The organism is Variovorax paradoxus (genome assembly GCF_022009635.1).
Lineage (GTDB): Bacteria > Pseudomonadota > Gammaproteobacteria > Burkholderiales > Burkholderiaceae_C > Variovorax.
Map to the genome: position 1 here is coordinate 7635179 of NZ_CP091716.1, position 18936 is coordinate 7654114.

General features: G+C 68.1%; 20 protein-coding genes. 8 read left to right on the forward strand and 12 right to left on the reverse strand.

All coding sequences use genetic code 11. The features are described from left to right. Positions 1-51 precede the first annotated feature (51 nt). From L3V85_RS35630 to L3V85_RS35660, 7 genes are all read right to left on the reverse strand, one after another. Positions 52-1230 carry a HupE/UreJ family protein gene (locus L3V85_RS35630; RefSeq protein ID WP_237677254.1) on the reverse strand — a complete coding sequence of 393 codons (1179 nt, stop codon included), beginning with the start codon at positions 1228-1230 and terminating at the stop codon, positions 52-54. Continuing rightward, positions 1217-2398, reverse strand: coding sequence for a hypothetical protein (locus tag L3V85_RS35635; protein ID WP_237677255.1), 1182 nt, complete (start codon positions 2396-2398; stop codon positions 1217-1219). Before L3V85_RS35635 ends, L3V85_RS35630 begins: the two co-directional genes overlap by 14 nt. Before the next feature lie 7 nt (positions 2399-2405). Further along, positions 2406-2690 carry a hypothetical protein gene (locus L3V85_RS35640; RefSeq protein ID WP_237677256.1) on the reverse strand — a complete coding sequence of 95 codons (285 nt, stop codon included), beginning with the start codon at positions 2688-2690 and terminating at the stop codon, positions 2406-2408. A 14-nt stretch (positions 2691-2704) separates the two neighbouring features. Beyond that, positions 2705-4216: a DUF4331 domain-containing protein gene (locus L3V85_RS35645; protein WP_237677257.1), complete on the reverse strand. Its 1512-nt coding sequence runs from the start codon at positions 4214-4216 to the stop codon at positions 2705-2707. Positions 4217-4427: 211 nt separating this feature from the next. After that, positions 4428-5258 carry an urease accessory protein UreD gene (locus L3V85_RS35650; protein ID WP_237677258.1) on the reverse strand — a complete coding sequence of 277 codons (831 nt, stop codon included), beginning with the start codon at positions 5256-5258 and terminating at the stop codon, positions 4428-4430. Positions 5259-5348: 90 nt separating this feature from the next. Then, complete coding sequence (locus tag L3V85_RS35655; protein WP_237677259.1) at positions 5349-5876, reverse strand: nucleoside deaminase; 528 nt, start codon at positions 5874-5876, stop codon at positions 5349-5351. After that, positions 5873-6910, reverse strand: coding sequence for an ABC transporter substrate-binding protein (locus L3V85_RS35660; RefSeq protein ID WP_237677260.1), 1038 nt, complete (start codon positions 6908-6910; stop codon positions 5873-5875). The genes L3V85_RS35655 and L3V85_RS35660 overlap by 4 nt, the downstream gene beginning before the upstream one ends. Positions 6911-7202: 292 nt before the next feature. On the opposite strand from L3V85_RS35660, the gene L3V85_RS35665 reads away from it, so the two are divergent. Further along, the gene (locus L3V85_RS35665) at positions 7203-8285 is read left to right on the forward strand and encodes an aromatic ring-hydroxylating oxygenase subunit alpha (RefSeq protein ID WP_237677261.1); all 1083 of its coding nucleotides are present in this window, start codon (positions 7203-7205) and stop codon (positions 8283-8285) included. Positions 8286-8325: 40 nt separating this feature from the next. Here L3V85_RS35665 and L3V85_RS35670 read toward each other — a convergent pair whose 3' ends face one another. After that, positions 8326-9627, reverse strand: coding sequence for a D-amino acid dehydrogenase (locus tag L3V85_RS35670; protein ID WP_237677262.1), 1302 nt, complete (start codon positions 9625-9627; stop codon positions 8326-8328). A 128-nt stretch (positions 9628-9755) separates the two neighbouring features. Here L3V85_RS35670 and L3V85_RS35675 point away from each other — a divergent pair, with 128 nt between their 5' ends. Genes L3V85_RS35675 through L3V85_RS35685 form a run of 3 tightly spaced genes read left to right on the forward strand, consistent with a single transcriptional unit; the run spans position 9756 to position 11144 of the window. Continuing rightward, positions 9756-10223, forward strand: coding sequence for a winged helix-turn-helix transcriptional regulator (locus L3V85_RS35675; RefSeq protein ID WP_237677263.1), 468 nt, complete (start codon positions 9756-9758; stop codon positions 10221-10223). Next, complete coding sequence (locus L3V85_RS35680) at positions 10220-10714, forward strand: GNAT family N-acetyltransferase (protein ID WP_237677264.1); 495 nt, start codon at positions 10220-10222, stop codon at positions 10712-10714. Before L3V85_RS35675 ends, L3V85_RS35680 begins: the two co-directional genes overlap by 4 nt. A 28-nt stretch (positions 10715-10742) precedes the next feature. Beyond that, positions 10743-11144, forward strand: a complete 402-nt coding sequence (locus tag L3V85_RS35685; RefSeq protein ID WP_106938091.1) for an OsmC family protein — start codon at positions 10743-10745, stop codon at positions 11142-11144. Positions 11145-11168: 24 nt separating this feature from the next. Here L3V85_RS35685 and L3V85_RS35690 read toward each other — a convergent pair whose 3' ends face one another. Both L3V85_RS35690 and L3V85_RS35695 read right to left on the reverse strand, forming a co-directional pair. After that, positions 11169-12350: a serine hydrolase domain-containing protein gene (locus L3V85_RS35690; RefSeq protein ID WP_237677265.1), complete on the reverse strand. Its 1182-nt coding sequence runs from the start codon at positions 12348-12350 to the stop codon at positions 11169-11171. A 26-nt stretch (positions 12351-12376) separates the two neighbouring features. Then, complete coding sequence (locus L3V85_RS35695) at positions 12377-12730, reverse strand: winged helix-turn-helix transcriptional regulator (RefSeq protein WP_237677266.1); 354 nt, start codon at positions 12728-12730, stop codon at positions 12377-12379. Between the two features lie 138 nt (positions 12731-12868). Here L3V85_RS35695 and L3V85_RS35700 point away from each other — a divergent pair, with 138 nt between their 5' ends. Next, positions 12869-13741: an NAD(P)-dependent oxidoreductase gene (locus tag L3V85_RS35700; RefSeq protein ID WP_237677267.1), complete on the forward strand. Its 873-nt coding sequence runs from the start codon at positions 12869-12871 to the stop codon at positions 13739-13741. Between the two features lie 11 nt (positions 13742-13752). Here L3V85_RS35700 and L3V85_RS35705 read toward each other — a convergent pair whose 3' ends face one another. Further along, positions 13753-14886 (reverse strand): alpha/beta hydrolase, encoded by a 1134-nt coding sequence (locus L3V85_RS35705; protein WP_237677268.1) that lies wholly within the window; start codon positions 14884-14886, stop codon positions 13753-13755. Between the two features lie 158 nt (positions 14887-15044). Here L3V85_RS35705 and L3V85_RS35710 point away from each other — a divergent pair, with 158 nt between their 5' ends. From L3V85_RS35710 to lpxO, 3 genes are all read left to right on the forward strand, one after another. Then, positions 15045-15728 (forward strand): response regulator, encoded by a 684-nt coding sequence (locus L3V85_RS35710; RefSeq protein ID WP_198082772.1) that lies wholly within the window; start codon positions 15045-15047, stop codon positions 15726-15728. After that, positions 15725-17152, forward strand: a complete 1428-nt coding sequence (locus tag L3V85_RS35715) for a sensor histidine kinase (RefSeq protein ID WP_237677269.1) — start codon at positions 15725-15727, stop codon at positions 17150-17152. The genes L3V85_RS35710 and L3V85_RS35715 overlap by 4 nt, the downstream gene beginning before the upstream one ends. Before the next feature lie 99 nt (positions 17153-17251). Next, the gene (gene lpxO, locus L3V85_RS35720) at positions 17252-18148 is read left to right on the forward strand and encodes a lipid A hydroxylase LpxO (RefSeq protein ID WP_081269317.1); all 897 of its coding nucleotides are present in this window, start codon (positions 17252-17254) and stop codon (positions 18146-18148) included. A 10-nt stretch (positions 18149-18158) separates the two neighbouring features. Here the strand turns inward: lpxO and L3V85_RS35725 are convergent, their stop codons facing one another. Further along, positions 18159-18848, reverse strand: coding sequence for a phosphatase PAP2 family protein (locus L3V85_RS35725; protein WP_237677270.1), 690 nt, complete (start codon positions 18846-18848; stop codon positions 18159-18161). Between the last annotated feature and the right edge of the window lie 88 nt (positions 18849-18936).

Sequence of the window (18936 nt, forward strand, 5' to 3'; positions counted from 1 at the left end):
CGTGCACTTTTGCGGCGCAGCTGTCCGTCAGACGGCGCCTACACATGCGTTTCAGGAGAAAGGGAGCACCTTGATGTCGAACACCCGCTCGCCGAGCCAGATGGCCGCCAGCAGCACCGCCAGCGCCGAGCCGCCGCGCAGCACCAGCGGCGGGTAGCGCTGCCAGTTGCGCAGCGCCAGCAGCGCGACGAGCACCACGGCCACGACCATCAGCTGGCCGGCCTCCACGCCCAGGTTGAACTGCAGCAGCGCGATCACGAAGTCGCGCAGCGGCAGGTCGAGCTCGGCCAGCGCGCCCGCGAAGCCGAAGCCGTGGATCAGCCCGAACAGGAAGCTGAAGAGCTTGCGGCGCCCGCGCAGCACCGGGTGGATGTTGTCGATGGCGGCCAGCATGATGGTGATCGCGATGCCGGGCTCGATGATGCGCGGCGAGATGGTCACGATCTTCAGCCCCGCCAGCGCCAGCGTGATCGAGTGCGCGATGGTGAACATGGTGACGATGCCCAGCATCGGCCACACCGCTTCGCGCCATCCGAGCACCGGCTCCCAGCCGCCTTCGCGCCGGCGCAGCACGGCGGGCAGCAGCAGGCAGATCAGGAACAGGATGTGGTCGTAGCCGATGAGGATGTGGTGGATGCCGTCGCGAAAGAAGCTGCCGTCGGCCTGCCTTGCCGCATCGGCGCTTGCTGCGACGTCGCTCCCCGGCCAGGGCACCGACACCGGCCCGGCCGACGGATCGAGCGAGCGCACCGTGGGCTGCGCGCCGCCTTCCGCCTCCATGCGCAGCAGGCCGCGGTGCGTGGGGTCGACTTCGCGGAACAGGCGGTAGTCGATGTCCAGCGCAGCGCCCGCCTTGCATGGCGCCTGCAGCCGCAGCACGAGGTAGGCGCCGTCGATGCGGTCTTCGACGGCCGGCGCCTGCGCCTCTGCCAGCACGCACTGGCCCTGCTGCAGGCGAAGGCGTGCCAGCGCATAGGCGCGGATGTCCGCAAGGCGCGTGCGCACCTCGCCCCAGCTGAGCTTGCGGTCGGCGTTGCTGTCCAGGTCGAGCATCGCGTCGAGGTCGCGCAGCGCGATGTCCCAGCGCAGGTCGATCGTGTCGCCGGTGCGTTTCAATTGCAGGTAGGCGTCGCTTGCCTTGTGGGCGTGGGCCGGCGCCGCGCCGAAGAGCAGCGCGAGCAGCATCAGCATGGCGAGCGCGGCCAGGGCGGCGCGTTCAAGGCGTTGCATCGACACGCGCATCCTTCAGTCCGATCTGTTGCATCAGTGCCTTCACTTCGCCGCGTGCGGCGATGTCGTTGGCGGCCGAGGCGGCCCGCGCGAACACCAGCAGGTCGATGGGCTCGCGCTGCAGCCTGACGTTCAGGCGCGCGAGTTCGAGCGCGCGCTTCGGGTCGTTCTGCACGTCGAGCGCGAACATGGCTTCTTCGCGCGCATGCAGCGCGGTGGTGCCGGGGCGAAGCGCGGCGGCTTCGAAGCGCTGGCGCAGTTCGTCGGCCTCGGCCTGGGCGCTCGTGTCGCGCGCGGCGGCGCCTGCAATGGCCAGCCGCAGCAGCACCGCGTCGCTGCGCGCCTCGTTGGCCAGCAGCTTCGGGATTTCGGCATGGCGCCCGACGCGCTGCAGATAGTCGCTGTAGGCCAGCAGCAGATAGCCCGAGCGTTGCGCCGCCACGGCCTTGCGGTAGGCCGCGTCGGCTTCGGCCTGGCGGCCCGCCAGCTCCTCGACTTCGGCGATGCTGGTCAGCAGCCACTGGCGCGTGCCGGCCTTGTCCGCATCGCGCAGCACGGGGTCCGCCAGCAGGGCCTGAAGTGCCTGCCGGGCGTCGGCATGGTTGCCGCGCAGCCCGGCGTTTTCCGCGAGGCAGGCCACGCCGTAGAAGGCCGGGCCCGTTCGCCCGAGCGAGCGGCAAGCGGCGTCGGATTCGTTGTAGCGCCCGCGCACGCGAAGAATGGTGGCCAGCGTGATCCACGCCTGCGCATCGTTGGGGCGCCTGGCGAGCGCCACCCTGAGGGTGGCCTCGGCGCCGTCGAAATCATGCAGGAACTGCGCGACCGTGGCGCGCATGACCAGCACGGCCGGCGGGGTCTGGGCCGGTGGCGTGGCTTCCCAGGCCTGCAGCGCGCCCATGGCGTAGCCGGCGTAGCGTGCGTCGCCCTGTTCGCGCGCTAGCTCGAGGTAGGTGGAGGCCGCGGCGATGGCCGTGGCCTCGTCGTTCGGGCGCTGCGCCAGCTCGCGGCGCAGCCGGCGTTGCTCGCCCGACCAGCCGGCGACGACGGGCAGTGTCTCCACCACCTCGTCGTCGCTGGCGGGCACGCGCGGCACCGCATGCGCCGCCAGGGCGGCCAGCGCGAGCGCGGCGCCTGCCACCCATGCTGTCGCGGATGCGATGCGGCGCATGTCGGTGCTACTGCGTGGCGACCGGTTCCTTGGTCTCCGACGTCGGCGGCGGGTCGAAGGCCGCCACGTTGGCCGGTTCGCTCGAGTCGAGCATGGTGGCGACCATCGCCTGCACATACGCGATGAACAGGTCGTAGGCGTCGGCCTGTGCGGGCGGCTGGTTCTGCGGCGGGTTGTTGCCGCCGATCGGGAACGGATAGAACCCGCCCCCGCCGCCACCTCCGCCGCCGCAGCCTGCAAGGGCCGCGGCCAGCAGCAGGGCGCCGCCGATACGATGGATGTTCCGGTTCATGCCGTGCTCCCCGTTCACGGTGCCGCCGCGGCGTTGACGGCGCCGGGCAGGGGGGTGTTCAGGTACGGGAACGCGGCCGGGAACTGCGAGGGGCTCTGCAGCGCGCCATCGGTGATGGCCGCGCCGCCCGCCGGTGCATCGCTGGGCTTGCAGCCGACCTTGAGCGTGTCGTTGGCGCCCGTCAGCACGCACAGCGCGCCCATGGCCACGCGCAGCTCGATGTCCACCACGTCGTCGCCCGGGCGGCGCCCGTTCGGGAAGCCCGCGTTGTCGCCGCCGGCCACGCCGAGGTTGCTCTGGTTCGCCATCGCGGTGGGAGCGATGCTGGTGTTCAGCCGTAGCATTTCCGAGGCCTTGACGTTGGCGGGCTTGTTCAGCCCGTCGATGCCCGTCAGGAAGGCCGCCACCAGGTCGGTGCGCGGGAAGTTCGTCGGCGCCGGCGCGCTGGGGTACAGCGTCTGGATCAGCGCCGGCAGCGTCGGGTTGGTCACGTAGGTGGCGAACTGGCCGTCGTCCATCGGCTTGGAGCTGTTGAAGGTGTCCTTGTCCCTCAGGCCGATGACCACTTCGTTGACCAGCGGCATGCCCAGGCGCGAGACCTGGGCCCAGGCGCCGCCGTTGAGCGTGGTGGTGCCGTGGCCGCTCTTGGGCGGGCTGGCGATCAACCGGCCCTGGCGCGCGCTGGCCGTCGTCCAGCCGCCGATGATCGGACCGGTGCCGCCCGCGGTGAGGCACGATGTCGGCACCTCGAGCGCCAGCGTGCTGACGTTGCGCGTGGCCAGCGTGCCGGCGCCGTAGGCGCTGGTCGAGCCGAGCGGGTTGAGGTTGATCAGGTCGAACACCTGGCCCAGCGCGACCGCGAACGGGTCCTGGCGCTGGCCCGCGAACACGCGGCCACCCGCGGCGCAGCCCGGGATGTTGATGTTGTAGATCTGCTGGGCGGCGTAGGCGGCATAGCCGTTCGGGCCGCCGAAGGTCTTCTCGCCGATGTTGTCGGTCGGCCGGTCGAACACGCTGTTGCCGTTGGCGGCGTTGGTGATGGCATAGGCCTGGCCCTTGCGGCGGTCGCCGCGCACGATGGTCAGCGTGAACGTCTCGCGCAGATTGCTCGTGGCCTGGTTGGGCGCGGAGATCTGGCCGGCCTGCACCAGCGGGATCGAGACCTGCTTGCCCGAGATCGGCAGCTGGATGTCGCGCAGCGTGTTGGTGAAGCGGAACTGGAAGGTCAGCGCTTCCATGGCGCTGCCGGTGTTGTCGATGTGGATCTCGTACAGACCGTTCGGGTCCATCGTGTAGTAGTTGGGGCCGCCGTACGGGCCCTGGTCGGGCTGGTAGTTGGCGATCAGCGTCACGAAGTCCTGGCGGTTGGGCTCGTAGCTGCGGAACATGTAGAAGTCGGTGCCGTCCAGCTTGGGCATCCCCGCGATCGAGGGCGCCTCGCGGTGGCTGGAGGCGAATGCGCCGACGGCGGCGACCGCACTGAGCGCGAAAACACAGGCCTGAACAGGCGTTTTGGACAGTCTCATCGACGTCACCTCGGTAGTGAAAATGTTGGAATGGGCACGAACGACTCGCGCGGCCCCGGGGCCGGCGCTGTCTGAGTACGGCCAACAAGTTCAGCTGGATGTGTCGATGCGGCTAGGTGCTTGCTCGCTTGCCAAGGCCGCCGTTGTGGCGCATACGCACGCGGGCGCGGTCAACGCGGTCAATTGCGTTGTGGGCCTCCGGGGCGCCCGGTCAGGTCGCCCAGATCCGCGGCGTGGCGCCCGGCAACTGCCACAGCTCGCCGCGCCATGCCTGCCACACCTGGCGCAGCAGCTGCATTGCGGGCTCGACCACGGGCGCCAGCACGCGCAGCACGACCACTTCGGCATGCGGGCTGGTGGCGCCCGCGCTGTCACGCAGCGGGCCGGCTTCGAGCAAGGCGCGTGCGTGCGCCAGCAGCGCGTCGCGACGCGCGCGCGCCAGCGGCGAACCGGTCACGAAGAACAGCGACGCCATGCAGCGATGGCCGCCCAGGCCCAGCGGGCTCTGCAGCAGCCGGTGGTCGGCCGCGTCGATGCGCCCGCGCTCCAGCCACACGCCCGGCACTTCGATGTGCTGCAGGTAGGTGCCGCGCTCGAAGGGCTGGCTGGCGTTGGGCAGGCCGAGCGCGCTGACGTCCCAGCCGATCAGCTCGGCGCCGGGCGCCACTTCGATGTTCAGGCGGTTCTCGGCCCGGCAGCCGCTGTAGCAGATGGCTTCGAGCGGCAGCCACTCGAGCCGCGCGCCGGCCGCCAGGCGGATGCGCGTGCGCTGCAGCGCCAGCTCGCCTTCGGAACGATAAAAGCGCGAGGCGCCCGGCGTGGTGATCAGGCCGTGGCTGCCGCCTGCGGCCTCGATGTCGATGTCGAGCGTGTCGCCGCCCACCAGCCCGCCCGGCGGATGCACCAGCACGTTGTGGCAGACGGTGTCGCCTTCGGGGTAGAGGCTCTGCAGGATACGCAGCGGACCGTCATGGCGAAAGCGGGCGACGGTGCGGGCGGCTTCTTGTGTGTAGGCGAGATGGAGACGGGCGTGCCAGGGCATGCGGCGAGTCTAGTAGTTGTGCCTCCTCGGGAAACACCGAGGAACCGGCTTGGCCGGGCCTCAGGTGGTGCCCCCGGCGCGGGGCGGATCTTATTTCCAGGCGCCGTCGTGGGCGGCGGTGGCTTCATCGATGAGCGCAGGGCCGATGCATTCGATGGGATGCGGCGAGGCGCGGAACACGTCGCGGCACGACAGCTCGGCGTCGCGCTGGTCCTGCCGCTCGCCACGGAACACGCGCAGGCGTTCGGCATCGATGCCGAACACCACGCGGCCGATGTTCGACCAGAAGATCGCGCCCGCGCACATCACGCAGGGCTCGCCCGAGGCATAGAGCGTGGCGCCCGCCAGCTCTTCGCGCGAGATGTTGCGCCCGGCCAGCGCGCGCAGTGCGTTGACCTCGGCATGGGCGGTGCAGTCGCCGGTCTCGATGTTGCTGTTGCCGGCTTCGGCCAGCACTTCGCCGGCCGCCGAGACGATGACCGAACCGAACGGCCGGTTGCCCCGTCGGCGCGCCGCGTGCGACCACACGATGGCCTTGCGCAGGTAACGGCCGTCGCGCTCGTCGAGCGTGGTTTCGGCGGGATAGGTGGTGTTGTTGTTGCTGCTGAGGAAGTTCATGCCTTGGGGAGGGAGCGTTCGCTGCGCGATGGGAGCATTGAAGTGTTGAAGATGGCGTCGGACGCAGGCTTGATCTTGAGGCCGAAGACATCGGCCACTTCGTCGACCTGCTGCTCGAGCGTGAGTTTCTTTATATCGCCAAGGCCGTGGCCGCGCGTGTCCCCCGCGCCCACGTACTGCGCCGTGATGCCCCAGCGCTCCAGTTCGATCTTCTCGTCGAGGATGGGTTCGCGCTGGCGCATGGCCGCGATGCTCGGCCCCGGGTTGGCAAAGGTCTCGACGATGGCGCGGTTGCTCGCGCGCAGGAAAGCGGCCACCACCTTCGGGTTCTGCGCGACGAGGTTGCTGCTCGCGAGGATCGCGTTGCCGTACAGGTTGACGCCGGCGTCCGCGTACTTGAGCACCGACAGTTCTTCGGGCTTCATGCGCGCGAACAGCGACACGGCCGAGTCGTGGAAGTAGGTGGCGGCATCGACGTCGCCGCGCACCATCACGTTGTCGCGCGCGCTGAAGTCGGTGGTCTGCCACTGGAAGGCATCGGCGCGCATGCCCTGCTTGCGCGCCACCATCGGCCAGGCGCGCCGGGTCGATTCGACGGCTGCGGCAGCCACTTTCTTGCCCGCGAGGCTTTTGAAGTCGGCGGTGACGCCGCGGTCCTTGCGGCCGATGATCACGAATGGTGCACGGTTGTAGTACTGGTACACGGCCTGCACCATCGGTGTGCCCGGGTTCTGCGCGTTGAACTCGACCAGCGAGCTGATGTCGCCCAGCCCCAGCTGGTAAACACCGCTGGCAATGCGCGTGATGGAGGCGACCGAGCCCGCGCCGGTATCGATGCTCACGTCGAGACCTTCGTCTTTGTAGTAGCCCCTGGCCAGCGCAAGGAAGAAGGGTGCGGTCTGCCCGTTGATGCGAAAGTCGAGCGTGAACTTGAGCGGCGTGAGCTTGCCGCCTCCGCCCTGGGCGAACACGGACGGCGCGGCGATGGGGGCAAGGGCGGCAGTGCCGGCCGCGAGAAAGAATCGGCGTTGCATGTGGGGCCTCGGAGTCTTCGGGTCTTGAATCCCTCCGCCGCAAGGCAGAAGGCGTTTCAAGAGCAATTTCCGGGCGGGCGCACGTGGATGGTGCGTGCGCTGCTGAACGCTTCTACTCTTGTGCCGGTTGATGCACGAGACATGCCAAGGGGTTCTGCGGCACAATCCGGGCGCGCAACTTGCAAGGCAGCTTGCGCAGAGTAGAAGCGTTCAGCCATCCGGCGGGCATCCGTCCATGGCAGGAAATTGCTCTTTCAGTTCGTCCCCACACGACCACAGAAGGAGTCCGCGCATGCTCGTCACCCAACAACCCGTCTTCCGCAAGTTCTGGCATGCCGTCATGCCGCTGACCGAACTGGCCCACGGCCCGAAGCCTTTCAGGCTGCTGGGCGAAGACATCGTTCTCTTCATCGATGCCGACGGCCAGCCGGCCGCGCTGCGCGACCGCTGCTGCCACCGCACCGCGAAGCTGTCCAAGGGCTGGTGCGTGGACGGCGAAGGCCAGGCCTGCGGTACCGGCGCTATCCAGTGCGGCTACCACGGCTGGACCTACGACCGCAGCGGCCAGGTGGTGCGTATTCCGCAGTACGACGCCGACCGCAAGATCTCGCCCGAATACCGCACCACGGCTTATCACTGCGCCGCGCGCTATGGCTATGCCTGGGTGGCGCTGGAAGATCCGATCGCCGACATTCCGGCGATTCCCGAATTCGACGACCCGGGCTATCGCACCATCTTCCAGTTCTACGAGGAGTGGCAGACCAGCCCGATGCGCGCGCTGGAAAACTCCTTCGACAACTCGCACTTCAGCTTCGTGCACCGCGCCACCTTCGGCGTGGCCGCGAGCCCGAAGCCGAGCAAGTACGAGCTGGTGGAAAACGAATCGGGCTTCTACGCCGAGACGGTGATCGAGGCCACGAACCCGGTGAAGTTTCACGCGATCAGCGGCGTGACCGACCCGATCACCACGCGCCACATGCGCAACGCCTACTTCCTGCCGTTCTCGCGCCGGCTCGACATCGAGTACCCGAGCGGCGTGCGCCACATCATCATCAACTGCTTCACGCCCATCGACGACGGGCGCATGCAGCTGTGCCAATGGCTGTTCCGCAACGACACCGAGGCCGATTGCGCGGCGCAGATGCTGATCGACTTTGACGAGGCGGTGACGCGGGAAGACAAGGACATTCTCGAATCGACCGATCCCGATGCGCTGGTCGATACGCGTCGGCGTGGCGTGGAGTATTCGATGGAGTCGGACAAGCCGGGCATGCTGATCCGCAAGCACCTGATGCAACTGCTGGCGAAGCACGGTGAAGCGGAGGTATACCGCGGCATGAACGCCGCGGTGATTCCGATCGCGAAGGCGGCCTGAACCGCCAGTGCCCGCAGGAGCCCGCGCGCCGCCGCGCCGCTCAGGCGTGTGCGGTGGCGGGGCTCGGGCGCGAGGCGCGCGACGGGCCCTGCTCGTAGCGGTCCATCGCGAGGCCGTCGGTGCGGATCTCGGGGCGCTGGCCCATCACCATGTCGGAGATGAGCTTGCCCGAGCCGCAGGCCATGGTCCAGCCCAGCGTGCCGTGGCCGGTGTTGAGGAACAGGTTGGCATAGCGCGTGCCGCCCACGATCGGCGTGCTGTCGGGCGTCATCGGGCGCAGGCCCGTCCAGAAGGTGGCGCGCGGCACGTCGCCGCCCGGGAACAGGTCGGTCACGACCTTCTCGAGCGTGGCGCGGCGGGCCGGGTTCAGGCGCAGGTCGAAGCCGCCCAACTCGGCCATGCCGCCCACGCGGATGCGGTTGTCGAAGCGGGTGACGGCCACCTTGTAGGTCTCGTCGAGCACGGTCGACTGCGGCGCGAGCGACTCGTCCAGCAGCGGCACCGTCAGCGAATAGCCCTTGACCGGGTACACCGGAATGTCCAGGCCCAGCGAGGCGATGGCGGCGCGCGAGTAGCTGCCGAAGGCCATCACGTAGCGGTCGGCCGTGAGGATCTTGCCGGTGGTGGTGCGCACGCCGGTGATGCGGCTGCCGTCGGTTTCCAGGCCGGCGATGGTCTGGCCGAAGCGGAAGTCCACGCCCAGGCCGCGCGCGATTTCGGCGAGGCCGCGGGTGAACAGGTGGCAGTCGCCGGTTTCGTCGTTGGGCAGACGCAGGCCGCCGGTGAGGCGGTCGCGCGCGCCGGCCAGCGCGGGCTCGACACTCGCGAGGGCGTCGCGGTCCAGCAGCTCATAAGGCACGCCGCACTCTTCGAGTACCGCGATGTCGCGCTGCACCGCGTCGAGCTGGGCCTGGGTGCGGAACAGCTGCAAGGTGCCCCCTGTGCGCTGCTCATATTGCAGACCGGTATCGGCGCGCAGTTGCTGCAGGCAACCGCGGCTGTATTCGGCCACGCGCATCATGCGTTCCTTGTTCACCGCATACGCCTCGGGCGAGCAGTTGCGCAGCATGGCGGCCATCCAGCGCAGCTGGAACAACGTGCCGTCGGGGCGGATCGACAGGGGCGCATGCTTCTTGAACATCCACTTGATGGCCTTCAGCGGAATGCCCGGCGCGGCCCACGGCGTGGAGTAGCCGGGCGACACCTGGCCCGCGTTGCCGAAGCTGGTTTCCTCGGCCGGGCCGTCCTGCCGGTCGAGCAGGGTGACCTCGGCGCCGGAGCGTGCGAGGTAGTAAGCCGTGGTGGTGCCGATCACGCCGCCGCCGAGAACGATGACTTTCATGGTGTATTCGCCAATTCGAGTGGAATGAATGGAATCTAAAGTGCACAATGCCGTGGATTCCATTGTTTTTGGAGATTTGGCAGTGAAATACACTGCCGAAGATCGCCCAAGCCGCCCTGCGAAGTGAAATGCCCGAACTCGACCGAATCGACCGCCGAATCCTCGATGTCCTGCAGCGCCAGGGCCGTATTTCCATGACCGAACTGGCCGAGCACATCGGCCTGTCGGCGTCGCCTTGCGCGGAGCGCGTGAAGCGCATGGAGCGCGACGGCGTCATCACCGGCTACCACGCACGGGTGTCGCCGGAGGCGCTGGGCAAGACGCTGCTGGTGTTCGTCGAGATCAAGCTGTCGGCCAAGTCCGGCGACGTGTTCGACAAGGTCAAGCAGGAGCTGCTGCACATGCCCGAGGTGCTCGAATGCCACCTGGTGTCGGGCAGCTTCGACTATCTGGTGAAGGCGCGCCTGAGCGGCATGAGCGAATACCGCCACCTGCTGGGCGACATCCTCAAGAAGCTGCCGGTGGCGGCCGAGTCGCACAGCTACGTGGTGATGGAGGAAATCAAGGAAACGCTGACGCTGGCGGTGGACCGATGAGCACGAACCGCGACGTTCCCGACATCGTCATCCGGCCCTGGCGGCTGGACGACTTCGACGTCGTCAAGGCCATCCTCGACGACACCTTCGCGAGCACCTGGCTGCCGCAGCTCACGCCCGAGGCCGCGCGCACCTACCGCGAGAGCGGCGAACCGGTGGGCTACATCGACGAAATGGGCCCGGCCTTCTTCGTCGCCGAGATCGACGGCGAGGTGGTCGGCATGGTCCATTGGGAGCACGACTTCGTGCATGCGCTGCATGTGCCGGCCGCCCAGCAGCGCCGCGGCATCGCACGCGCGCTGATGGCCTTCGCGGAAGACGGCATGCGCGCCGGCGGCGTGGCGCTCGCGCGGCTGGAGACCGACACCTTCAACACGCAGAGCCAGGGCTTCTACCTCGCACTCGGCTACCGCGAGGCCGACCGTTACCCCGATCTCGAATGGCACAGCGGCTTCACGACCATCCTGTACGTGAAGCCGCTCTCCTCCTGAATCGCAACCTCTCACCAAGGACATCCGCATGACGATCTCGATCCGCCGCGACGGCACCACCGGCACGCGCCACATCCTCAAGATCCGCAACCACGAGATCCCGGTCGATGCCTCGCCGGCCGGCGGCGGCAGCGACGCCGGCCCCGAGCCGCACGATCTGTACGACGCATCGCTGGCGGCCTGCAAGGCGCTCACGGTGCTGATCTATGCGCGCCGCAAGGGCATTCCGGTGGAAGACATCGAGGTGGTGGTCGATCGTGACGACAGCGAAGAGCGCAAGGGCGTCTACCGCCTGAAGTCCGGCCTGCGCGTGAGCGGCGACCTGAGCGAGGCGCAGCGCGACGAACTGCTGCGCGTGGCGGGCAAGTGCCCGGTGCACAAGCTCATGACCGAGGTGAAGACCGAGATCGAGACCGGCTGGGCCGACTGAGCCCGCGCGGCGTTCGGGTCCGGTTCAGTTCAGCACGCGGTACGCCCGCAGCGCGCGCAGCAGTGCCCACAGGCCGGCTTCGGCCGGCACGTTTTTCTCGTTGAACGACACGGCGATGTACACATCGTCCGCCGGCACATACGCGACGACGCTGGTGAAGCCCTCGATGCCGCCGCTGTGGCCCAGCATCAGGCCGGGGCCGTCGGGCACGTCGTACAGCTGTACGCCCATGCCGTAGAAAGAATTGCTCCCCGCATAGGGGCCGAGCATGGCTGGCATGCCCGTGAACATGCGGTGCACGGCCGCCTCGGGCAGTACCTGACCGGCCAGCAGTGCATGCCAGAAGCGCACCATGTCGCCGGCCGTCGAGGCCAGCGCGCCGGCCGCATAAGGCGTGGCGTACTGGTCGGGCGCATCGACCGGCCGGCCCGCCGCATGCCCTGTTGCCACCGGCAGCTCGACGCCCGGCTTGCGCATGACCGTGTGCGTGAGCGACAGCGGCCGGATGAGCCGCTTCGCGAGCACGTCCGCAAGCGGCGCGCCTTCGACCTTCTCGACGATCACGCCGAGCATCGCGTAGCCGGTGTTGGTATAGCTCCAGCTGGTGCCGGGGCAGAACTGCGGCTTCTGCGCGGTGCCGAGCGCGATGATCTCAGCCGGCGTCCTGTAGGCCGTGCCGAACGTGGGCAGGGCGTTGAAGCTCACGAGGCCGCTGGTGTGGCGCAGCAGTTGCTCGATGGTGATGAGCGCTGCATTCGGCGCATCGGGAAACCAGCGCTCGACGGTGTCGCCGAGCTTGAGCTTGCGTTCTTCCACCAGCTGCAGCACGACCGCGGCCGTGAGCGTCTTGGCGGTGCTCGCGACCTGGAAGGGCTGCGCGGTCGTGACGGGTTGCGGCGGCTCCTTGCGCGCCAGCCCACGCGTGGCCGACCAGGTACCTTCGCCCGGTATCGCCACAGCCACGCTGGCGGCGGGCACGTGCTGCAGCATCTTGTCGAGCGCAGCGCCGAGCGATGCCTGCAGTTCGGGCGGAAGCGCCCCGTCGATGGAGCGCGTGAAATCCTTTTGCCAGATCGTGTCGGGCGCCGAACGCATCGGCGGCCCCATGTAGACGGGCGAGGGCGCGCACACCGGTTGCGCCTGGGCAAGGCCCCACGACACCGCCGTGGCAAGCAGCACGGCGGATGAAATCTTCAGCAACGGCATCCTGCGTTCCGGTTCGAAGGCAACGGCTACTTCGCCGCCTCCGCCTTGGCGCGCGCGGTCTGCACGCGCTTGGCGTTGCGGTCGCCCCAGTCGGCCAGCGGGCCCAGTGCCTCGTTGAGCGTGACGCCCAGCTTGGTCGCGGAGTATTCCACGCGCGGCGGCACTTCATGGAACACCTCGCGGTGGACGATGCCGTCGGCTTCGAGTTCGCGCAGCTGCTGGATCAGCATCTTTTCGCTGATGTCGGGCAACTGCCGCTTGAGTTCGCCGAAGCGGAAGGATTGGGCGTTCAGTTCCCAGAGGATGACGGCCTTCCATTTGCCGCCGATGACGTCGAATGCCGGCCCGATGCCGCAGTTGTAGGGTTTCTTTGACTTCATTTTTTATTTCCGGGGAATGCCCTGTAAATACACAATACATACGTTTTGGTAAGTACCTGACTTTATTGTAGGTACTTGACCATAGGGAGGCGCAATTTCTACGATCGATCCGTCTTCAACAAGAGCAATCGGATCATCATGAGCAAAAAGAAGGTTTCCGTTCTGGGCCTGGGCGCGATGGGTCTTGCCATCGCGCGGCTGTACGTCGACGCGGGCTACGAGGTCACCCTGTGGAATCGCACGCCGGGCAAGGCCGACGAACTGGTCAAGCAGGGCGCCGTGCTGGCCCGCAGCGCGCAAGAGGCGTTGCGCGCGAGCCGCGTGGCTGTGATGTGCGTCTACGACTATCGCGCCGCCGAAGAGATCCTGTCAGCGCCGGGCGTGGCCGCCGCAATGGATGGCCGCCTGCTGGCGCAACTGACCACCGGCAGCCCGCAGGACGCGCGCGACGCGCAGGCGCGGGCGCACAGCCACGGCGCCGCCTACCTCGAGGGCGCGATCCAGGCCGCGCCCGACCAGATGGGCCGACCCGACACACCGCTGCTGGTGTCCGGCGCACAGGCCGTGTTCGACGAAGCGAAGCCTTGGCTCGATGTGCTGGCCGGCGGCATCGTCTACTTGGGCGAGAAGGTCGCGGCGGCGGCGACCATGGACCTGGCGACGCTGTCGAGCATCTACGGCACGATGCTCGGTTTTCTGCACGGCGCGCGGGTCGCCGAACACGAAGGCTTCGACGTGGCCGAGTACGGGCGCATCGTCGCGGGCATCATGCCGACCTTCGCGGGTTTCCTGGAGCACGAAGGCGCGGTCATCCAGTCGGGCGACTTCGCGATCACGCAAAGCCCGATGCGCATCTCCGTCGAGGCGACCCAGCGCATTCTCCAGACGGCGCAGGCGTCGGGCATCAACACCGAGTTCCCGGCGTTCGCGGCCGGCCTGTTCCAGCGGGCCGACGCGGCGGGGCTCGGCGGCGAGGAACTGGCGGCGCTGATCAAGCTGCTGCGTCAATAGCATCCCGCGGCTCACGCCCACGTCATGAACTGGATTGCCCGCAGCACTTCGGCTTCGCGCTCCATGAAGAAATCGGTGTGGCAGCTGTTGTCCAGCGTCAGGCGGTTGGGCGTGTTCAGCGCTTCCACCAGACGGTTGGCGTCCGCGATGCGCGCGCGCCGGAAGATGCGCAGCATGTCGGCCGCGTCCTTTTCGGTCCTCGCGTCCAGCGGCAGTTCGAGCCACGGGAACAGGTCGCGGTTGTCGGCCGGCAGGGCCGTGACCACCAGCGACGGCACGCGCACCGCCTTGTAGTCGGGCGAGAAATTGTGGGCGGCGGTGTCCATGGCGGTCTCCACGTCGTCGGGGGTGTTCATGCGGACGCTGCCGTCGGGGCGCACCTCCACGGCGTCGCGCAGACTCGCCTCCAGTGCGGGCCACCAGTTCTTGGATTTGCGCCGCTGGAAGGCGATGGCCGCCTGCAGCGAGCGGCCGTCCGCGGGCTTCGGCCTGGGTTCGTCGAGCCGGCGGTTCATCGGCAGTTCTTCGCCGCCGCGTTCGCCGTCCTTCGTGTAGTCGAAGGTGGTGTCGAGGTAGATGAGGCCGCGCACCCGTTCGGGGTGGCGGCCGGCAAAGTAAGTGAGTTCGTTGCCGGCGATCGAATGGCCGCCGAGCACCACGCGCAGCAGGCCCAGGTCGTCGAGCACGGCTTTCAGGTCGGAGCCGAGAGTCTCCACTTCGTAGTGCTGGGTGGCGCTCTTGACCGGCAGAGGCTTGTCCGACAGGCCGTAGCCGCGCCGGCTGATCGCGACCACGCGCGAGCGGGCGGCCAGCGCGGGCGCGAGGCTGTCGAAGCAGCGCGCATTGCCGCCCAGTCCGGCCAGCAGCACGATGGTGGGACCGGTGTTGCCGGCGCGCTGCCAGTCGCGCACCTGCAGCGAGACATCGGGCGAGGCCGAGACCTTCACGCGGCGGTCGGTGACCGAGACCGGTCCGCTGCCTGCGCCTGCTGCCGCGGCGCTTACTCCGCGCGTGCCGCCGTTTCCTCCGCAGGCCGCGAGCCCGGCGGCACCGGTGAGGGCCAGGGCACGCAGGAGGCTGCGGCGCTGGGGTTGGAAGCGGTTCGGTCGCAGGAAGCGGCTCGGCGGGACAGGTGGTCGATTCACGTCGATGTTCCGTATGTAAGGGGTCGCTCCAGTGTCGTTTTCGTACCTGAAGGGCCGCTTGGGCGTTCATGAAGATTTCCTGAAGTGCCCCGGGGCCGCTTGTCAGATACTTCGGCCTCATTCCCGCCACCGGGCGGGGTTCGTTCGCATGGAGGCCCATGAATCTTTTGCTTGTTGAGGACGACCTTGATCTGGGCAACGGCGTGCGCATCGCCCTGGCCAATCAGGGCATGGATGTGGTGTGGGTCCGCCGGCTGGACGACGCCCTGCGCACCCTCGACGGCGGCACGTTCGACATGGTGCTGCTCGATCTCGGGCTGCCGGACGGCGACGGGCTCGACCTGCTGTTCCGCCTGCGCCGCGACCGCCAGATATTGCCGGTGCTGGTGCTGAGTGCGCGCGACGCGCTCAACGACCGGCTGCGGAGCCTCGACGACGGTGCCGACGACTACCTGGTCAAGCCCTTCGCGCTGGCCGAGTTGCTGTCGCGGGTGCGTGCGCTTGCGCGCCGCAGCTACGGCTTCAACGACGAGACCATCCGCATGCGCGGGCTGGCGCTGCACGAGCCCACACGCGGCGTGATCGTCGACGGCGAGCCGGTCGAGCTGTCGCGCTGCGAGTTCGACCTGCTGGCGCTGCTGCTCAAGCGCACCGGCCGCGTGGTCACGCGCCGCGTGATGGAAGAGCAGGTGCTGCCCGGCGGCCAGGCCAACGGCAGCAACTCGCTCGAGGTGCATATCTCCAACCTGCGCCGCAAGATCGGCCAGGGCTATATCCGCACGGTGCGCGGCATCGGCTACGTGATCGACGTGCAATCGCTGGTGCGGAGCACGACGAAATGATGCAGGCGCTGGCGCAGCGCTGGAAGAACTGGAAACAACCTTCCCTGATGCGGCGCCTGCTGCTCGCGCAGATGGGCGTGGTGGCCCTGCTGTGGACCATGGCCGTCGCGCTGCTGCTGTACGACTCGTACGAAGACCCCGAGCTGCTCAAGTACGACAAGATCTTCCAGACCGTGCTGGCGATCTCCCAGAACATGGCCGACCATCCCGACAAGCAGCAGGAAACGCTGGCCGCCTTCGACGCGGCGTTGCTCGAGACGGTGGGCGACGGCGACGCCGCGTCCGATTCCTCCCCGGTGATGCAGGTGTGGCAGGGCGACAGGCTGATCTACCGTTCGACGGCGGCGGTGCCCGTCATCCTCAATTCGGCGCCGAACCGCATCGAGACGGTGAAGGCGGGCAACCGCGAATGGCGCGCGCGCACGCTGGTTTCGGCCACCACCGATACCCGCGTCATGCTGGCCGAGCCCAGCGTGTGGCGCCTCACCGTGACCGTGATGTACCGGGGCTACTACCTGCTGCCGCTGGTCATCAGCCTGCCCTTCCTGATCTTTCCGGCGTGGCTGTCGGTGCGGCTCGCGCTGCGGCCGTGGCGCCAGGTGAGCAAGGAAACCGCCGAGCGCGGCCCGGCCGACCTCACGCCGCTGTCGTACACGCCGCCGCACAAGGAACTGCAGCCGCTGGTGCAGAGCATCAACAGCCTGCTGCAGCGGGTGCGCGACAGCACCTCGCGCGAGCGCAGCCTGATCGCCGACGCGGCGCACGAGCTGCGCACGCCGCTGGCCGCCATGCGCGTGAACGTCGAGGCACTGAAGGAGCAGAGCACCGACGAGGGCCAGCGCGAGCTCATGGGCAACCTGCTGCGCAGCAACGACCGCGCGGCCCGGCTGGTGGGGCAGCTGCTGCAGCTCATGCGCAGCGACGCGGTCTCGGACAACGCGCTGCCCGTGATGCTGTCGCTCGACGGGCTGGTGCAAGACCGCCTCGCGATGATCGAAGGCCTGGCCAGCGCCCGCGGCATCGAGCTGGAGCTGGTGTGCGAAGACCGCGTGCCGGTGCTGGGCGAACGCGAGAGCCTGGTCTCGATGATCGACAACCTGGTCAACAACGCCATCAAGTACAGCCCCTCGGGCAGCACGGTGGTGGTGCATGTGGCGCACGAGGGGCCGCATGCGCTGCTCACGGTGGCCGACCAGGGGCCGGGCATTCCGGCCGCGCTGCGCGAGCGCGTGTTCGACCGCTTCTTCCGCAACCCCGACCAGACCCAGAGCGGCAGCGGGCTGGGCCTGGCCATCGTGAAGTCGGTGATCGACCGGCACGGCGGCGAGGTGACGCTCGGCGAAACCGCCGAAGGCGGCCTGCTGGTGACGGTGCGGCTGCCGCTGGCGATGGCCGAGGCGCCGCAGCCCATGCTCTGCAGCTGAGACCGCCCCCGGGAGGGCCGAAAGGGCAATGGGCCCGAGTCAGGTCCGTTCCGGGGCGACGAATTACACTACCCGGCGCCGTTTACAGGACACTTTCCAATGAAGTGGGTCATTCTTGCCATCTTCGCGCTCAGCGCGCTCTACGTTCATTTCCGCGGCCAGGTGCGGCATCGTTTCTTCAGACAGCTCTCTGATCACTCGACCTTCCTCGCTCCGCTGAACGTCTTCATGTACCTTTTCTCGAAGGTGCCCGGTACGCCGTACCTGTCGCCCGCGCAGTTCCCCGAGATGCGCATCCTCGAGGAGAACTGGGAAGTCATCCGCGAGGAAGCGCTGGCCATGCGCAACGGCGGCAGCATCAAGGCTTCGAGCCAGTTCAACGACGTGGGCTTCAACTCCTTCTTCAAGAGCGGCTGGAAGCGCTTCTACCTGAAGTGGTACGACGAAGCGCATCCCTCGGCCGCCGTGCTGTGCCCGCGCACCACCGAACTGCTCAAGGGCATCGGCACCATCAAGGCCGCCATGTTCGCCGAGTTGCCTCCGGGCAGCCGCCTGGTGCGCCACCGCGACCCGTTCGCGGGCTCGCTGCGCTACCACCTGGGCCTGTGGACGCCGGGCGTGGAAGGCTGCTACATCGACGTGGACGGCCAGCGCTACCACTGGCGCGACGGCGAGGCCGTGGTGTTCGACGAGACCTTCATCCACTACGCCGAGAACACCACCGACCACGACCGCGTGATTCTGTTCTGCGACATCGAGCGCCCGCTGAAGTACCGCTGGGCCAGCGCGGTGAACCGCTGGTTCGCGAAGAACCTGCTGGCGGCGGCCAGCTCGCCCAACGACGCGGGCGACAAGACCGGCGGCATCAACCGCGCGTTCAAGTACATCTACCAGATCCGCGTGGTCGGCAAGCGCCTGAAGGCCTGGGACAAGCGGGTGTACTACCTCGTGAAGTGGGCCATCTTCGGCGGCCTGGCTCTCTGGATCTTCTGGTAAATCTTCAGCTTCAGGCCCGCGCCGGCACCAGCTTGCCGCGCGGGCTGCCTGCCCGGCATACCACGGCGGCAAGCAACGTGCCGCCCAGCACGTCGAGCAGCACATGCTGCCGCGTCGCCAGCGTCGAGTAGACGATGCCGAAGGCCCAGAGCATGTTCAGCACCTGTACCCACGCAGGTGCCTGCACGCTGCGCAGCTGACGCCGCAGCAGCACCGCGGTGAACACCGCGAACGCGACATGCAGCGACGGAAACGCATTGCCGCCCACGTCGGTGGCCTTGAGAAACTGCAGCGCCGGATACTGCGACCAGTCGACCGGAAACACGGGCACCGTCGTGGGAAAGAACCAGAACACCACGAGGCCGATGCCTGCCATGACGGCGGCGTCGCGCGCGCAGGCCCAAAGCTGCGCCTTGTCCTTCGCGAAGGCCGGCGCCAGCGAGATGTAGAACCACAGCGAGCCATACAGCACCATCGCGTCGTCGCTCACGCCCACCCAGTGGTCGAGCCGAGTGAGCGGCATCACCGTCGGCTCCGACGGCGGGTTGTGCATCACCCAGAAGTACACGACGAAGAAGCCCGAGATGCCGACAGTGGTGCCGATCATCTTCACCAGCCAGAGCGTGGCGATCCGATGGCCCAACGCCAGGTACCAGGGACTCGGAGGCAGGGGGGAGGAAGTTGCCGGGCGTGAGGTCATGGATCGCCCCAGCTTATGCCGCTGCATTGCGTGAACATTGCGCCTTCCGCAAGGACGCCTCTCCTAGAATGGCCCGCCCCTTTTCCCG

What these genes read in the sequence shown, in the direction of transcription:
- L3V85_RS35630 (WP_237677254.1), bottom strand. Translation starts at nt 1,230, where the DNA reads ATGCAACGCCTTGAACGCGCCGCCCTGGCCGCGCTCGCCATGCTGATG.
- L3V85_RS35635 (WP_237677255.1), bottom strand. Translation starts at nt 2,398, where the DNA reads ATGCGCCGCATCGCATCCGCGACAGCATGGGTGGCAGGCGCCGCGCTC.
- L3V85_RS35640 (WP_237677256.1), bottom strand. Translation starts at nt 2,690, where the DNA reads ATGAACCGGAACATCCATCGTATCGGCGGCGCCCTGCTGCTGGCCGCG.
- L3V85_RS35645 (WP_237677257.1), bottom strand. Translation starts at nt 4,216, where the DNA reads ATGAGACTGTCCAAAACGCCTGTTCAGGCCTGTGTTTTCGCGCTCAGT.
- L3V85_RS35650 (WP_237677258.1), bottom strand. Translation starts at nt 5,258, where the DNA reads ATGCCCTGGCACGCCCGTCTCCATCTCGCCTACACACAAGAAGCCGCC.
- L3V85_RS35655 (WP_237677259.1), bottom strand. Translation starts at nt 5,876, where the DNA reads ATGAACTTCCTCAGCAGCAACAACAACACCACCTATCCCGCCGAAACC.
- L3V85_RS35660 (WP_237677260.1), bottom strand. Translation starts at nt 6,910, where the DNA reads ATGCAACGCCGATTCTTTCTCGCGGCCGGCACTGCCGCCCTTGCCCCC.
- L3V85_RS35665 (WP_237677261.1), top strand. Translation starts at nt 7,203, where the DNA reads ATGCTCGTCACCCAACAACCCGTCTTCCGCAAGTTCTGGCATGCCGTC.
- L3V85_RS35670 (WP_237677262.1), bottom strand. Translation starts at nt 9,627, where the DNA reads ATGAAAGTCATCGTTCTCGGCGGCGGCGTGATCGGCACCACCACGGCT.
- L3V85_RS35675 (WP_237677263.1), top strand. Translation starts at nt 9,756, where the DNA reads ATGCCCGAACTCGACCGAATCGACCGCCGAATCCTCGATGTCCTGCAG.
- L3V85_RS35680 (WP_237677264.1), top strand. Translation starts at nt 10,220, where the DNA reads ATGAGCACGAACCGCGACGTTCCCGACATCGTCATCCGGCCCTGGCGG.
- L3V85_RS35685 (WP_106938091.1), top strand. Translation starts at nt 10,743, where the DNA reads ATGACGATCTCGATCCGCCGCGACGGCACCACCGGCACGCGCCACATC.
- L3V85_RS35690 (WP_237677265.1), bottom strand. Translation starts at nt 12,350, where the DNA reads ATGCCGTTGCTGAAGATTTCATCCGCCGTGCTGCTTGCCACGGCGGTG.
- L3V85_RS35695 (WP_237677266.1), bottom strand. Translation starts at nt 12,730, where the DNA reads ATGAAGTCAAAGAAACCCTACAACTGCGGCATCGGGCCGGCATTCGAC.
- L3V85_RS35700 (WP_237677267.1), top strand. Translation starts at nt 12,869, where the DNA reads ATGAGCAAAAAGAAGGTTTCCGTTCTGGGCCTGGGCGCGATGGGTCTT.
- L3V85_RS35710 (WP_198082772.1), top strand. Translation starts at nt 15,045, where the DNA reads ATGAATCTTTTGCTTGTTGAGGACGACCTTGATCTGGGCAACGGCGTG.
- L3V85_RS35715 (WP_237677269.1), top strand. Translation starts at nt 15,725, where the DNA reads ATGATGCAGGCGCTGGCGCAGCGCTGGAAGAACTGGAAACAACCTTCC.
- lpxO (WP_081269317.1), top strand. Translation starts at nt 17,252, where the DNA reads ATGAAGTGGGTCATTCTTGCCATCTTCGCGCTCAGCGCGCTCTACGTT.
- L3V85_RS35725 (WP_237677270.1), bottom strand. Translation starts at nt 18,848, where the DNA reads ATGACCTCACGCCCGGCAACTTCCTCCCCCCTGCCTCCGAGTCCCTGG.